14 protein-coding genes and 1 riboswitch are annotated in these 14,126 nt (G+C 65.5%); of the genes, 3 read left to right on the top strand and 11 right to left on the bottom strand.

Annotation, left to right across the window (positions count from 1 at the left end):
- Positions 1-3: 3 nt before the first annotated feature.
- Positions 4-1,296, bottom strand: a complete 1,293-nt coding sequence (locus tag ACSQ12_RS00425; protein WP_390247610.1) for an ABC transporter substrate-binding protein — start codon at positions 1,294-1,296, stop codon at positions 4-6.
- A gap of 310 nt (positions 1,297-1,606) precedes the next feature.
- Here ACSQ12_RS00425 and ACSQ12_RS00420 point away from each other — a divergent pair, with 310 nt between their 5' ends.
- Entirely contained in the window at positions 1,607-3,538 is a 1,932-nt protein-coding gene (locus ACSQ12_RS00420; RefSeq protein ID WP_436063895.1) for an adenylyl cyclase, read from the top strand.
- Between the two features lie 73 nt (positions 3,539-3,611).
- Here the strand turns inward: ACSQ12_RS00420 and ACSQ12_RS00415 are convergent, their stop codons facing one another.
- The 8 genes from ACSQ12_RS00415 to ACSQ12_RS00380 form a co-directional block, all read right to left on the bottom strand.
- Entirely contained in the window at positions 3,612-4,283 is a 672-nt protein-coding gene (locus ACSQ12_RS00415) for a DNA alkylation repair protein (protein ID WP_436063894.1), read from the bottom strand.
- A gap of 86 nt (positions 4,284-4,369) precedes the next feature.
- The gene (locus tag ACSQ12_RS00410; protein ID WP_436063893.1) at positions 4,370-5,299 is read right to left on the bottom strand and encodes an NADP-dependent oxidoreductase; all 930 of its coding nucleotides are present in this window, start codon (positions 5,297-5,299) and stop codon (positions 4,370-4,372) included.
- Between the two features lie 39 nt (positions 5,300-5,338).
- On the bottom strand, positions 5,339-6,094 hold the full coding sequence (locus ACSQ12_RS00405; protein ID WP_436063892.1) for a lytic transglycosylase domain-containing protein: 756 nt from the start codon (positions 6,092-6,094) through the stop codon (positions 5,339-5,341).
- A gap of 122 nt (positions 6,095-6,216) precedes the next feature.
- Positions 6,217-6,492 (bottom strand): hypothetical protein, encoded by a 276-nt coding sequence (locus ACSQ12_RS00400; protein ID WP_436063891.1) that lies wholly within the window; start codon positions 6,490-6,492, stop codon positions 6,217-6,219.
- 127 nt (positions 6,493-6,619) lie between these two features.
- A complete protein-coding gene (cycA, locus tag ACSQ12_RS00395) occupies positions 6,620-8,089 on the bottom strand; it encodes a D-serine/D-alanine/glycine transporter (protein WP_436063890.1) in 1,470 nt (489 codons plus the stop codon).
- On the bottom strand, positions 8,079-8,915 hold the full coding sequence (locus ACSQ12_RS00390; protein ID WP_436063889.1) for a methylenetetrahydrofolate reductase: 837 nt from the start codon (positions 8,913-8,915) through the stop codon (positions 8,079-8,081). Before ACSQ12_RS00390 ends, cycA begins: the two co-directional genes overlap by 11 nt.
- A 27-nt stretch (positions 8,916-8,942) precedes the next feature.
- Entirely contained in the window at positions 8,943-9,950 is a 1,008-nt protein-coding gene (lipA, locus tag ACSQ12_RS00385; RefSeq protein WP_436063888.1) for a lipoyl synthase, read from the bottom strand.
- A 68-nt stretch (positions 9,951-10,018) separates the two neighbouring features.
- Positions 10,019-11,431, bottom strand: a complete 1,413-nt coding sequence (locus ACSQ12_RS00380; RefSeq protein ID WP_436063887.1) for an L-serine ammonia-lyase — start codon at positions 11,429-11,431, stop codon at positions 10,019-10,021.
- Positions 11,432-11,705: 274 nt separating this feature from the next.
- Positions 11,706-11,803, bottom strand: a riboswitch (glycine riboswitch).
- 204 nt (positions 11,804-12,007) lie between these two features.
- Here ACSQ12_RS00380 and ACSQ12_RS00375 point away from each other — a divergent pair.
- Positions 12,008-12,343 (top strand): hypothetical protein, encoded by a 336-nt coding sequence (locus ACSQ12_RS00375; protein ID WP_209741767.1) that lies wholly within the window; start codon positions 12,008-12,010, stop codon positions 12,341-12,343.
- A gap of 3 nt (positions 12,344-12,346) precedes the next feature.
- On the opposite strand, the gene ACSQ12_RS00370 is transcribed toward ACSQ12_RS00375, so the two are convergent.
- Positions 12,347-13,120 (bottom strand): LysR family transcriptional regulator substrate-binding protein, encoded by a 774-nt coding sequence (locus tag ACSQ12_RS00370; protein WP_436066894.1) that lies wholly within the window; start codon positions 13,118-13,120, stop codon positions 12,347-12,349.
- Between the two features lie 77 nt (positions 13,121-13,197).
- Here ACSQ12_RS00370 and ACSQ12_RS00365 point away from each other — a divergent pair, with 77 nt between their 5' ends.
- Positions 13,198-13,602: a DUF5997 family protein gene (locus tag ACSQ12_RS00365; protein WP_436063886.1), complete on the top strand. Its 405-nt coding sequence runs from the start codon at positions 13,198-13,200 to the stop codon at positions 13,600-13,602.
- A gap of 21 nt (positions 13,603-13,623) precedes the next feature.
- On the opposite strand, the gene ACSQ12_RS00360 is transcribed toward ACSQ12_RS00365, so the two are convergent.
- Positions 13,624-14,103 (bottom strand): hypothetical protein, encoded by a 480-nt coding sequence (locus ACSQ12_RS00360; protein ID WP_436063885.1) that lies wholly within the window; start codon positions 14,101-14,103, stop codon positions 13,624-13,626.
- Positions 14,104-14,126: the final 23 nt, after the last annotated feature.

Raw genomic sequence — 14,126 nt, 5'->3', positions numbered from 1 at the left:
GGCTTAGAGCGACTTCACAGCCGTGAGGAACTTCGCCCAGGAGGACTCGGCGTCGTCCGACTTGTCCACGTCAACACGGGTAAGAGCCTGCTGCATGGCGTCGTTGATGGCGAAGAACTTCGGCCCCTTGAACGGGGAGTCGCCCACGGCCTTGGCACGCTCTGCGAAGATCTTGCCGGTGGGGGCGTCATTGAAAAACGCGTTGGTCTGGCCCAGCAGTTCCTCACTGGTCAGCGCCTCAACCTGGCTCGGGAACGTGCCCTTGGCGGTGAACGCCTTGATCTGCTGCTCCGGAGCGGTCAGCCAGGCTGCGAGCTTCTTGGCCTCAGCCTGGTTCTTGCCCTGCGACGGGACGGTCAGGTAGGAACCGCCCCAGTTGCCGCCGCCACCCGGGAAGACGTTGGCGACGTCCCAGCCCTCGACGCCGGCGGCGTTGCCTTCAATGACGCCGAGCATCCAGCCGGGGCAAAGGGTCGTGGCGAACTTCTGGGACTGGAAACCGGCCACCCAGTCGTTGCTCCACTGGCCCAGGTGCGCCGAGAGGTTGTCCTGCGTCGAGGCGTTCAGGACCTTGGTGTAGACCTCCTTGACCTCCGGGTTGTCGGCGGCGATGACCGTGCCGGCCTCGTTCTCGTAGGCCTTCGACATCTGGTTGCTCATGCCCTGGTAGATGGCACCGGCGGAATCAAACCATGCCGGGCCAGTTCCTGCGGCAACGAACTTCTTGCCTGCGTCGAAGTAGCTGTCCCAGGTGGTTCCCAGCATTTTGGCGACAGACTCGCGGTCCGACGGCATCCCGGCGGCTTCAAGGAGTGCCCCGTTGTAGCAGACAGCCTCGGGACCGGAGTCCGTGCCGTATCCGATGAGGTGCCCGTCCTGGGTGGTGGCTGCCTCGGTCTTCCAGTCCAGCCAGCGGCCTTCCACGGCAGGATCCTTCAGATCCACGAACTGGTCCGGGTACTCCTTGAGTTCGGACAGCCAGTCGACCTCGATGGCCTCGATGTCCGAGAGGCCCGATCCCGCTGCCAGGCGCGTGGTCAGGTTGTCGCGCGCTTCGTTCGTGGTGGCGGCCTTCTTGTGCTGGATCGTCACGTTGGGGTTGAGGGTCTCGTATTCCTTGAGCAGGTTCTCGTAGCCGAACTCGTTGAACGTCGCGAGGCTGAGGGTGACCGGCTCCTTTCCTGTTTCGCCGGTGGGCCCGGCGTTCTTGGGGGCATCCGCCCCGCAGCCACTCAGGGCGAGGGTGAGGCAGGCGGCCGATGCCGACAGGGCGGCAAGTTTGCGGGGGAATTTCACGCGGGGACTCCTTTGTCAGGGTGTGGGGACCGGAAGAACAAGGGGCCGGCCGCCCCGGATCGGTACATGAGAGCGCTCCCAGATCGATCATGGGAGCGCTCCCACAAGCATGGTGTCCTACATCACGCCGAGTTGTCAACAACGGCATCGCTGCCCATTTCGAACCCTTGCCCGGCGCCGGATGCGGTGTTACGCTTCCCGGCGGGAGCGCTCCCACACCTCCGAGGTCACCGGGAGCAGGGCTCCAGTTCCCCGGCAGCCCCGTGTTCAGCCGAAGGGAAATCCGCCCCAACAGAGAGCAGGACCAACAATGCCGCTAGCCCACTTCCGCCTCCGGCCAGGGGCGCCGCAGCCCCGCCTCCGGAGGCCGTTGCGTCTCCACAGCCGACTCTTCGCCGGCAGCGTCGCCGTTCTGCTGGGCGCGCTGGCCACCGGTGCCGGTCCCGCAACGGCGGCCGAGGCCGCCGCACCGGCGAAGCTGGCCCCGGGACAGCCGCAGCCCGCGAAAGCGAAGACGGCGCCTGAGCTCGGTCCCAACGTCCGGATCTTCGACCCCAGCATGCCCGTGGCCGAGATCCAGGCCGAGGTGGACGCCATTGCGGCCACCCAGGTCGACGACGAAATGGGTACCAACCGGTACTCCCTGCTGTTCAAGCCCGGCACCTACGGCAGCGCCGAGGAGCCGCTGATCGTCCAGGTTGGCTACTCCACCGAGGTCGCAGGCCTGGGCGCCGCTCCCACGGATGTCACCATCAACGGGCATGTTGACGTGTACAACCGATGCCTGACAGCGGATAACTGCATCGCCCTGAACAACTTCTGGCGGTCCTTGTCCAACCTCACCATCAACGTCACGGGCCTCGAGGGCTGCCGGAGTTCGGCCAACTTCTGGGCCGCCTCGCAGGCTTCCCCGATGCGCCGGGTCAACATCACCGGCGGCAACCTGTCCCTGATGGACTACTGCACTGCCGGGCCGCAGTACGCCAGCGGCGGCTTCATCTCAGATTCGAAGACCGGCGCCGTCATCAACGGCTCACAGCAGCAGTACTTCGTACGTGACAGCAGCATCGGCGACTGGTCCAACGGAGTCTGGAACCAGGTCTTCTCCGGTGTGGACGGAGCCCCGGCGCAGTCCTTCCCCAATCCGCCGTACACCACCTTGGCCGGCACCCCGATCAGCCGTGAGAAGCCCTACCTCACCCTCGACGCCGACGGCCAGTACAGCGTTTTCGTTCCGGCGGTCCGCACGGACTCCGCAGGAACCACCTGGGAGAACGGCCCCACGGCCGGCCACAGCATCCCGTTGTCCGACTTCTACGTCGCCAGCCCCGCCGACTCGGTCAAGACCATCAACTCCCAGCTGGCGCGCGGCAAGAACCTGCTGCTGACCCCGGGCATCTATGACGTCGACCAGAGCATCGAAGTCAAGCGTGCCAACACCGTGGTCCTTGGACTCGGCATGGCCACCCTCACCGCCGTCAACGGCGCCGTGCCGCTGACCGTCGCGGACGTTCCCGGCGTCGACATTGCCGCCGTCACCATCGATGCCGGCGAAGTGAACTCTCCGACCCTGATGCGGATCGGCAAGGCCCGGGACTCCGACGCCGGCGGACCCTCCAACTCACTGAACCACAGCGACCCGGCCAACCCCACCACGCTCCACGACGTCTTCTTCCGCATCGGCGGACCGCACGTAGGGAAGGCCTCGCTCAGCCTGGAGGTCAACAGCGACAACGTGCTCCTGGACCACATCTGGGCCTGGCGCGCGGACCACGGAAAGGGCGTTGGATGGACCACCAACACCGGTGAGAACGGCGTCATCATCAACGGTGACAACGTCACGGCCACCGGCCTGTTCGTGGAGCACTACCAGGAGTACAACGTCATCTGGAACGGCGAGAACGGCAAGACCATCTTCTTCCAGAACGAGCTGCCCTACGACGCCCCGAATCAGGCCGCCTGGCAGCATGACGGGGTCCTGGGCTGGGCCGGTTACAAGATCGCCGATTCGGTCAAGACCCACGAGCTCTGGGGCGGTGGAAGCTACGTCTACAACAACGTCGACCCCACCATCCACGCCACCCGGGGCTTTGAAGTCCCGGTCACGCCCGGAGTAAAGCTCCACGGCCTCCTGACCGTCAACCTCGGCGCCGGCACCCTGGACCACGTCGTCAACGACACCGGCGCACCGGTATCGACGGATGCCGTCGGAGTACCCAGCTACGTGGCGAACTTCCCCTGAGCACCCCGCGTGGGCGGGTACTCATCGTCCCGTCCACGCGGCTCCCGGCTTCTGTCCCGCCGGATTCCGGGAATCAGCCCGCGCTCTGCCGGCGCACGATCTCGTTGATCCAGGCCGGTGCGAACGGGGACGTGCAGTTCGGCGGCGTCGGGTAGTCCTTGAGCACCTCGAGCCGTTCGCCGATCTCGATCGCCCGGGCACGGTACGCGGCATGGTGGATCCCGATCTGCGCCAGGCAGGTGTTCATCGCCCATTGCAGTCGGTCGGGTGCCTCCTTCATCTGCGCCTCGATGGTGTCGAGGAGGCCCGGCAGGTCGAGCCCCTCAGGGTTCTTCGCGACCCGCTCGCTGGTCAGCGCCCAGGCGGCGCCGGCCACCACCGGGTCTGAATCCGCAGTCCAGGCAACGCGCAGTTCCTCGGCGTGCGGGCTCCGCTTGACCACGTAGTTCACCAGCCAGTCCTGCACCTTGGGCGCCCGCGACTGGCGCAGCATGGCATCCAGTTCCCCGCGTTCGAACTCCTTGGGCCGGCAGATCAACAACCCGAGCAGCCGGGCCGCGGTGTCTTCCGTCGCCCACAGCTCGCGGGCAAGGGCCTGCTGGGTCCTCAGCCGCTTGGCGATGGCGCGCAGCCTGGAGAGGTTCACGCCGTGATCATCGCCGTGCTTCTCGTTGACTGAGCGCATCCTTGGGTCTTCGAGCTCGGCCAGTTCGGCTTTCAACTCGGCAACTGTCGTCTCGGACATTCCAACCTCCCGGTCATTCACCCGCTGGGCCCCAGCCTACGGCCCAACGACGAAAGGGGCGGCCGGAATCCGGCCGCCCCTCCGAATTACGACGCGTCGTCGACTGAAATCACGATCTTGCCGCGGGTGTGCCCTTCCATGTTGAGGCGGAAGGCATCTGCCGACTGCGCCAACGGGAAGGTTTGTGCCACTTCAACCCGGAGCTTGCGCTCATCGACCAGGTCGGCGAGTTCCTGCAGCTCGGCGCCTACGGGATTTACCCACATCCAGGTACCGCCATGCTGCTCGACCTCGCTGTCCGCGATGGAGGCGTGCCTGGCTCCATCAGCCAGGACTGCCAGCGTGGATTCAAGGTTGCCGCCCACGAAGTCCGCGACGACGTCGACGCCTTCAGGGCGCAGGGCGCGGACCCGTTCCGCGAGTCCTTCGCCGTAGCTGACGGGCTCGGCACCGAGCGACCGGATGAAGTCGTGGTTCTTTTCTGATGCGGTCGCAATCACCTTGGCACCCCGCGCCGCGGCGATCTGGATACCCAGGGACCCGACGCCGCCTGCGCCGCCATGGATCAACACGGTCTCCCCCGCCTTGAGGTCCAGGCGGTTGAGGACCTGATATGCCGTCAGGCCCGCCAACGGAAGTCCTGCGGCTTCGTTCCAGGTCAGGGATGCGGGCTTGCGGGCCAGGAGCCGTTCCGGCAACGCGATGTACTCAGCGAAACTACCGCCGTGGACGTAGTCTTTACGGCCATAGGATATGACTTCATCGCCGGGCCGGAAATGTGGGGCGTCAATACCGACCGACTCGACGACGCCGGCCACGTCCCATCCGGGAATGGCCGGAAACTGCAGATCCATGGCCGGGTCCAAGTAGCCGGCCATGATCTTCCAGTCGACCGGATTCACCGCCGCCGCCTTGACTTTGACCAGGACCATCCCCGGCCCGACCTTGGGTAGCGGCTGCTCCGTCAACTCAAGGACGTCCGGACTTCCGTATTCGCTGTAAGTAATTGCCTTCATGAAGGGCTCAACGGATACTTTCCGGCCACTATTCCGGACCTACCCGGCAGACCCCGACTGTTTCGCATATGCGTTTGCCTGGTCGCGCACCTGGCGAACGTAGGAATCGGACTGGTTGTAGGAGAGCACCGCCCCGGTCCACCCCCGGGCGGTGGTGAGGTCACCGCCGGCCCCGCACAGGTACGTGGCGGCGCTGAGGGCGGCATCGTCGATGTTGAGCGGATCGGCGACACCGTCGCCGTTTCCGTCCCGCCCTGCCTGTTCCCAGGTGGAGGGAATGAACTGCATGGGTCCGACGGCGCGGTCCCAGCGGGCATCGCCGTCGAGCACACCGTCGTCCGTGTCCGGGATTGCGGCGAAATTGCCGCCGTCGAGGCTGGGCCCGATGATTGGTCCGCTCACCTGCCCGGTGCTGGACAAGCTGCCGCCTCCGTGGCTCCCGTGTGCGGACTCCACGAAACCGATGGCGGCCACGGTATTCCACCCGATCCGGCACCCGGGCGTAGCGGTGTTGGCGAGCTCTGCAGCAGCCGCGTAGGCCTGCAGTGCCCGCGCAGGAATGTTGGTCTGCGCCGCGGTCCGTCCGAGCCACTCCGCGTCTATCGTGCTGTCAGTAATGTCTACGGCGCGGGCGCTGAAACCTTGCAGCGTCGCAAGTTTCGCCCCTGCTTGCGGCGGCGCCGACTGGCTCCAAAACGCTGCAGGGCCGGACGGGCGGAGCACCCAGAACAAAAGCCCGGTGATGACGCAGGTCGCGAAAAGGCAGAAGACGGCAAGGCGTTTCAGTCGGAGCATGGACTAGTGCGTTCTCCCTTCCGGTATTTTGTTCAGCCGGGAGCAACTTACACCATCTTCCCGTTGTTCAATTTTTGGTGCCAAAAAGCCCCGGACCTGATGGTCCGGGGCTCAGGCGCCTGTTACCGCTCGATGCTGACAGCGAGATCCAGGTGGATGTCGCTGTCGGCCACCAGGCGGTCCTGGAGGTAACGGGCCAGGCTCGAATCGGTGGCGGTGTGCACGCTATTCGGCACCGCTCCCCGCAGGAAGGCCTGCGTATCCGTGGACTTGACCATGTCCAGCGGCGCCCAGCCACGATGGCTGGAGGTGAGCCGCTCGATGTCTGTGCGGAAAGAGCGCCTGTGGTCCTCGCGGACAGTGGCACGGACGGTGAACGGGACAAAGGCAGTAGGCAAAAGAGGTCCTCTCACGAGGCAGCCGGTGGTCGGCGCCCCAAAGAGAACAAGTCGCATCGGGGCCCCTGTTATTCCCCCGAGGCAGCCGACGAGTCCGACGTCATGCTGTTCAACGGCTCCACAGTGCTCAGTTCTTCACCGCCCCCAGTTCCCGCCCGGCGGATTCGGGCTCCATGTCCTGGCTGAGTTCAGCCTGGAACGTGGCGTAGCGGGCCAGGTGCGCGGGACGGCGGCGGAGCACCAGCCAGGCGGCGCCGAGCAGGATGAACCACACCGGCGTCACCAGGAGCGCCAGCAGCGTGTCCGGCTGCGTGGTCAGGGCCCACAGGACGAAGGCGAAGAAGGCGAAGACCACCCACACCATGGGGACGCCGCCGGGCATCCGGTACGTGGACGCCTCGTGCAGCTGCGGGCGGCGCCTGTGGAAGGCAATGTAGCTGGCCAGGATGATGGACCAGACAAAAACGAAGCAGACGGCGGAGACGGTGGTCACCATGTCGAAGGCCTTGCCGATGTCCTGGCCCGCGTACATCAGGACCACGCCGGAGAGGAGCAGGACGCAGGAGAGGAACAGCGCGTTCTGCGGGACCTTGCGACGGGACAGGGCGCCGAAAACAGACGGTGCGTCACCCTCCTGGGCCAGGCCGTAAACCATGCGCGAAGTGGAATATATGCCGGAGTTGGCCGAGGACATGGCCGAGCTGAGCACCACCAGGTTCACTACGGTGGCAGCGGCACCCAGTCCGGCCAGCGAGAACATGGCGATGAACGGGCTGTGGCCGGCCTGGAACTGGGTCCAGGGCGTGACGGACATCAGGATGATGAGCGCGCCCACGTAGAAGAGCAGCACCCGGATGGGGATGGAGTTGATGGCCTTGGGCAGGTTCTTCTCCGGGTCCTTGGCCTCCGCGGCCGTGGTGCCCACCAGCTCAATGCCCACAAAGGCGAACACTGCGATCTGGAAGCCGGCCACAAAACCCATGAATTCGTTCGGGAAGAAGCCGCCGTGGCTCCACAGGTTCGAGAAGGTGGCCGGGCCGGCGTCGGACTTGAATCCGCTGAAAATCATGAACAGACCCACCAGGATCAGCGCCGCAATGGCGATGATCTTGATCAGCGCGAACCAGAACTCGGTCTCGCCGAACGCCTTCACCGTGGTGAGGTTCAGGAGCAGGAGGATGGCCACGGTGGCCAGGCCCGGGATCCACAGCGGGAGCCCCGGCCAGAGTTCCTTCGAGTAGCTGGCGATGGCGATGACGTCCGCGATTCCGGTGATCACCCAGCAGAACCAGTAGGTCCAGCCGGTGAAGAAACCGGCCCAGGGGCCCAGCAGGTCCGCCGCGAAGTCGCTGAAGGACTTGTAGTTCAGGTTGGACAGCAAGAGCTCGCCCATGGCCCGCATCACGAAGAACAGCATGAAACCGATGATCATGTAGACGAAGATGACGGACGGGCCGGCTGCTGAAATGGTTTTTCCGGAGCCCATGAAGAGGCCTGTGCCGATGGCGCCGCCAATAGCGATCAGCTGGATGTGCCGGTTGCTGAGCTGCCGCTCCAGATGCGGCTCCTGGCGGGCGGTCAGGGTCTTAGTTGTCACGTGCTGCTCCTCGGATCAAAGCGGACTGGAGTGCTGCTGAGGTTGACGCCTGATCCGGCTCGCCGGGAACCGGCTCAAGGTTGTTGAAGCTGTACAGATGGATGCCGGCAATGTTCCCCGGCTCGCGTTCCAGCCCGGCCACCAGGGTTTGCGGCGAATAGCGGTCACCGCTGAGGAGCTTGCGCGCCAGCGGCCCTTTACGGCTGAGGAACGTCAGCGAACTTCCGACGCCGATCTGCGCCGCCAGGGCGACCAGCTTGGTCCGAGGGACGGACCCCGCCACGCCGGCCCAGACGGGCAGCTGCACCCCTTCGCGGCGCAGGAGTGCAGCGTAATCGAGGATCTTCGGCTCGGAGAAGCACATTTGCGTGACGACATGCGAGGCCAGGTGCTCCTTGGCCAGCAGGGCGTCCAGCAGGTCCACCGGGCCAACCCCCGGATGGCCCTCCGGGTAACCGGCAACGCCCACCCGCATCATGCCGCCGGAGTACTGCGCGATGTCTTCCAGCAGCGGAAGGGCGGACCCGTACTGGCCGGCCTGCTGCTTCCGGTCTCCGCCGATCACGAACACTTCCCGGATGCCGGCCACGTTGCAGTCGCGGAGGATTCCGGTGAGCTCTGCGCGGTCATGCACGCTCCGCGCGGCGAGGTGCGGAATGACGGAGTAGCCGAGCACGCTCAGCTGCACGGCGGCACGCATGGTCCGCTCGATGCCGTGGTGGGGCAGGCACGTGACGGTGAGCGTCGTGGTCACGGGCACGTGCGCCCGGACCCGGTCAACGATTCCCTCTGAAGGGATGATTTCGGTCCTGGTGGGGAACATCATTGGTCCTCTCTGGCTATCAAATGGTTCTCAGGAGTGTGCTGCGATGAGGGAGCTGGCTTCCTGGCGGGTGCTGCCGGAGGACTCGATGTGCGCGAGTTCGTCCGGGATTTCCCAGCCCTTCTTGCGCATCGCGGTGGCCCACAGGCGGCCGGCACGGTAGGAGGAGCGGACCAGGGGCCCGGACATGACGCCGAGGAAGCCGATTTCCTCGGCCTCGGTGGCGAGGTCGACGAATTCCTGCGGTTTGACCCAGCGGTCCACCGGCAGGTGCCGTTCGGAGGGGCGCAGGTACTGGGTGATGGTGATCAGGTCGCAGCCGGCGTCGTGCAGGTCCCGGAGGGCTTCGGAGATTTCCTCGCGGGTCTCGCCCATGCCCAGGATCAGGTTGGACTTGGTGACCATGCCCAGGTTCCGGCCCTGCGTGATGACGTCCAGGGACCGCTCGTACCGGAAGGCGGGGCGGATGCGCTTGAAGATCCGCGGCACGGTTTCGACGTTGTGCGCGAAGACCTCGGGCTTGGAGTCGCAGATCGCTGCGATGTGTTCGGGTTTGCCGGAGAAGTCCGGGATCAGGAGTTCGACGCCGGTGCCCGGGTTTAGTTCGTGGATCTTCCGGACGGTTTCGGCGTAGAGCCAGACGCCCTCGTCGGCGAGGTCGTCCCGGGCCACGCCGGTCACGGTGGCGTAGCGCAGCTGCATGGCCTGGACCGAGCGGGCCACCTTGGTGGGTTCGAACATGTCCACCGGGGAGGGCTTGCCGGTATCGATCTGGCAGAAATCACAGCGCCGGGTGCACTCGGAGCCGCCGATCAGGAAGGTGGCTTCCTTGTCTTCCCAGCACTCGAAGATGTTCGGGCAGCCGGCCTCCTCACAGACGGTGTGCAGGCCTTCCTTCTTCACCAGGTTCTTGAGCTGGACGAACTCCGGGCCCATCTGGACCTTGGCTTTGATCCACTCCGGCTTACGCTCCACCGGAGTAGCCGCATTGCGCTGCTCAATACGCAGCATCTTCCGGCCTTCTGGTGCCAGTGTCATAGTTCTCTTTCCGTTGTGCGGGCGCCGGTTGGCCGGCCAATTTTTTGGTGCTGGAGCAGGTGCTCGGGTCAGCATTCGACGACGTTGACGGCGAGGCCGCCCATGGCGGTTTCCTTGTACTTGGAGGACATGTCCCTGCCCGTTTCGCGCATGGTCACGATCACCTCGTCCAGGGACACCCGGTGCGTGCCGTCGCCCCAGAGCGCCATCTTCGCGGCGTTGATCGCCTTCGCGGCCGCGATCGCGTTCCGCTCGATGCACGGGATCTGCACCAGCCCGCCGATCGGATCACACGTCAGCCCCAGGTTGTGCTCCATCGCGATCTCCGCGGCGTTCTCCACCTGCGCCGGCGTCCCGCCCATCACCTCGGCCAGGCCCGCGGCGGCCATCGAGGACGCCGAACCCACCTCGCCCTGACAACCCACCTCCGCCCCCGAGATCGAGGCCTGCTCCTTATAGAGCACCCCCACCGCACCGGCAGCGAGCAGGAACTTCACCACCACGTCCTCGCGGTCCGCCTGCGTCGCCTTGTCCATGCCCGGCGCGAAATGCAACGCGTAATACAGCACCGCCGGGATGATCCCGGCCGCCCCGTTCGTCGGCGCCGTAACCACCCGCCCACCGGAGGCGTTCTCCTCGTTCACCGCCAGCGCGATCAGGTTCACCCACTCCTGCCAGTACTTCGGATCCCGGTACTCCGGGTCCTGGCCCCGGTTCTCCTTCACCAAACGCTCATGCCAGTCCGGGGCCCGACGGCGGACCTTCAACCCCCCGGGCAGCAACCCCTCACGCTTCAAGGACACCGCCACACACTCCTCCATCACGGAATAAATGTGCAGCAACCCCTCACGGATCTCCGCCTCGGACCGGGAAGCGCGTTCATTGACGAACATGACCTCCCCGATGGACAAGCCCTTGGACTGGCACCGGCCCAGCAGCTCCGCCGCGGTCCGGAACGGCAGCGGCAGCTCCTTCTTCGACTCCTCCAGCTCCAGCTGCGCCGCGCCCTCCTCGCCCTCACGGACAATAAACCCGCCGCCCACAGAAAAGAACGTCGCCGCATGCAGGACCTCCCCGGCAGCATCCGTGACCGTGAACGTCATCCCGTTCGTATGCCGCGGCAGGATCGTCAACGGCCGCAGCACCATGTCCTTCACCCCGTACGGCAGCGAAACCGCACCGGCCAGCTCCAGGGTCCCGGTCTCCGCGATCGCCGCGAGTCGCTCCTCCACCTCAGCCGGGAGGATCTTCTCCGGGTGGTACCCCTCCAACCCCAGCAGGACCGCCGTCATAGTCCCGTGACCATGCCCCGTCGCAGCAAGGGAACCATACAAATCCACCCGCAACCCGGCCACCTTCTCAAGGTCCCCGGAAGCCCGAAGCTCCCCGGCGAACACCGCGGCAGCCCGCATCGGACCCACCGTATGCGAACTCGAAGGCCCAATCCCGATGGAAAAAAGATCAAAGACACCAACAGCCATGGCCGGGGTTTCCTTAGCTGCCCAGGCGCTGCGGAGCGGGCTGTGGACCCCCGCTGAGGCGGAAGGGCAGGCAGATGCGGGGGCATGCAAAGGTGTAAGAGGACGGCTGAATCGTCACGAGAGGAACTCCATAATTCAGGTGACGCAGGGCGCCACGTTGATTCGGGTTCCTCCCCGCTCTGTATGTGACCTGAGAGTTTCCGCGGACCCGCTTTTACAGCGTGCCGCTTGCACCGTCGGTGAGCCCGGGGACCGGACTACTTTCCAGAGTTGCCTCGCCGCGGCGGTACGTGGGCCTGAGAGATTCCTGGGGAGGATTTGCTCCTACGGCGCCTGCTGAACGTACCGGCAGGACTCTCCCGCCGCAGATCAAAAGCATGCGTCACCTGCCGGTGACACGGCTCACACCTTATCCGCTGCCGGGGCGGCCCGCAACAGGGTCACTTCACATAAGTCACGATGGCCGCGGGCAGGAGTTTTTGTCCAGATAATGTGCGCAACTCGCGGTTTTGCGGCCATTATCTGGACAAAAACTCCTGGCACCACTCCCACGGGCCTGCTTGTTACGCTGGAGGCATGAAATCCAGCCTCGCCGCCCTGTCCGTTACCGCCCTCATCGTTGTACTGACCGGTTGCGGGCAGGTCCAGGACGCAGCCGAAAAGGCTGTGAACGACGGCGCCTCGCAGGTTGCCACCGCAGCCGCCGACCAGGTCAAGGGACAGGTGTGCGCCCTCGTGGAGGACGGGCTTGTCAGCGTTAAGGACAAGGAACTGCTGGGCGGCCTCGTGGCCGGCGCCGAGACCGCCGGCGTACCCTCCGAGATCACCACTCCGTTGCGCCAGATCGCCGAGTCGGGCGACCAGGTTCCGGCGGAATCCGTTAAAGCGCTCAAGGACGCCTGCACCGCCTGAGCCTTAGCGCTTGCCCTTCTTGCGTGATCCCTTGCCGCGGCCCTTGTCCGGATTGGGAGCGTAGCGCTGCGCAACCTTGGGCTTCTTGACGCCGGTTCCCCTCCGGTCCGGTTTCGGTTCCTTCTTGGGCGGCTCCACCTTCGCCGACGGCTGGCGGGAGCTCTGGGCGGTCCGTCCGCGGACAATCCCGATGAACTCCTCGATCACTTCATCCATGGCCGGTTCTCCGGCCCCGGCCATCGCGTCACGCGTGGCCTCAGTGGGCCAGGCGAGGGCGATCTGCGTGGTGGGTGCGCCGGTAAGCTTCCGCGCCACCGTGTCCTTGACGTTGAAGTGGCGGGCAACGGACATCGGCAGGATCACGAGCCCGGCACCGGAGGCAACCACCTGCAAAGCGGCTTCCGGGCCGCCGAGCTCAGCCACATCCAGGAAGGTCTCCGCGGAAAGATCCGCCAGCGCCACCTCTTCGAAGACCGAAATCTCGTGCCCCTTGGGAGCAACCACCACGGGCTGCTCCTCATACAGGGGAATCACGTTCAGGCCCTCGCGCTCCACCGGCAGGCGGACGAAACTGAGGTCGGCGGAACCGTCACGGAGCACTGAAAGCTGAGCGCCGTCGTCGGACATGAACGAATGCAACGGAACATCCGCCATCCGCTCTTCCCAGCGCCTGATCCATTTCCCCGGCGTTACTCCGGCAACGTAGGCGAAGCGCAGCACGCGCCCTTCCGGTTCAGCGGGCGCGGGTACTTGCGGGAATTCTTCTTCAGCGGACACACGTTCACAGTACCGCCAGAGCTGCAGGAGAGCCCTGCTGGTGCCCTGAAGGGCCTGCCGCCGGATACCCTTGAACCATGACCTCTGCAAACTCCCAGTCCATGAAGCCGGCCACCGTTGCCAAGAAGCTTGGTATCTACCTGCCCGCAACACCCCAGGAGTTCCAGGATTCGGTCATCAGCCGCGCCGATTTCGCCGAGCTCCAGGCCAACCCGCCGGAGTGGCTGGCGGAACTCCGCCGCAACGGCCCGCACCCCCGCCCGGTGGTGGCGCAGAAGCTGAACGTTTCCATCAGCGGCCTGGCCCGCGGCGGTGTCGAAGAAGCACTTACGACGGCGGAAATCACCGCGCTGCTGCAGGCTCCCCCGGCATGGCTGGTCGCCGAGCGCTCCACGCACGCCGCAGTCCGCGCCGAAGCGCAGCGCGTCAAGGATGAAGCGGCCAAGAAGGACGCGAAGAAAGCCCGCGCCAAGACCGAGTAAGCCGCTGATTCCTTCGGGAGGTCAGCGCACGGGACGAAGGTCGTCCGGGTCGCCTCGATGGAACATTCGCCGGGGCGCAACGCCTTCGAAAATGACCCACACCGTGGATGCGTCTTCGGTCATGGCATCAACAATTCCCGACGCCGTGACGCGTTTCCCCCGCACAACCGCCACCTTGTCGCCGGGACGCAGTTCCGACCAGTCGGATTCCTGCCGTGCGGGCCCGTCGCTCGCTTCTCCCGTTTGGTTCCCGTGCGGAATCTGCGGTCCCCCGCCGAACAGCCACGCGGAGACGTCGCTGCGCAGCACGAGGTGGGGTCCGCCCGTTGCACTCACGCTTCCCGTGGGCACGTAATAGCCACGGCCCGCACCCGACCCGCCGGCCGCCCTGTCCAGGGCATCAACAAGTCGCCTGGTGAGGTGGCCCTGGGGACCAATCTCCCGGAGCTCGTCGAGCTCGTCCGGGGAGAGCCGTCCCAGCACAGCAGCTATATCGGCCATGATGGATCCCTTCTAGCGGATGG

It is taken from the genome of Arthrobacter sp. LjRoot14 (assembly GCF_964253905.1).
In the GTDB taxonomy this organism is placed as follows: domain Bacteria; phylum Actinomycetota; class Actinomycetes; order Actinomycetales; family Micrococcaceae; genus Arthrobacter.
Note: the sequence above shows the minus strand (reverse complement) of the source record. Positions and strands in the feature narration are given on the sequence as shown.

Coding starts and splice junctions, on each gene's coding strand:
- ACSQ12_RS00405 (WP_436063892.1), bottom strand. CDS start 6,094: ATGCTCCGACTGAAACGCCTTGCCGTCTTCTGCCTTTTCGCGACCTGC.
- ACSQ12_RS00415 (WP_436063894.1), bottom strand. CDS start 4,283: ATGTCCGAGACGACAGTTGCCGAGTTGAAAGCCGAACTGGCCGAGCTC.
- ACSQ12_RS00380 (WP_436063887.1), bottom strand. CDS start 11,431: ATGGCTGTTGGTGTCTTTGATCTTTTTTCCATCGGGATTGGGCCTTCG.
- ACSQ12_RS00360 (WP_436063885.1), bottom strand. CDS start 14,103: ATGGCCGATATAGCTGCTGTGCTGGGACGGCTCTCCCCGGACGAGCTC.
- ACSQ12_RS00410 (WP_436063893.1), bottom strand. CDS start 5,299: ATGAAGGCAATTACTTACAGCGAATACGGAAGTCCGGACGTCCTTGAG.
- ACSQ12_RS00390 (WP_436063889.1), bottom strand. CDS start 8,915: ATGATGTTCCCCACCAGGACCGAAATCATCCCTTCAGAGGGAATCGTT.
- ACSQ12_RS00365 (WP_436063886.1), top strand. CDS start 13,198: ATGACCTCTGCAAACTCCCAGTCCATGAAGCCGGCCACCGTTGCCAAG.
- ACSQ12_RS00420 (WP_436063895.1), top strand. CDS start 1,607: ATGCCGCTAGCCCACTTCCGCCTCCGGCCAGGGGCGCCGCAGCCCCGC.
- ACSQ12_RS00375 (WP_209741767.1), top strand. CDS start 12,008: ATGAAATCCAGCCTCGCCGCCCTGTCCGTTACCGCCCTCATCGTTGTA.
- lipA (WP_436063888.1), bottom strand. CDS start 9,950: ATGACACTGGCACCAGAAGGCCGGAAGATGCTGCGTATTGAGCAGCGC.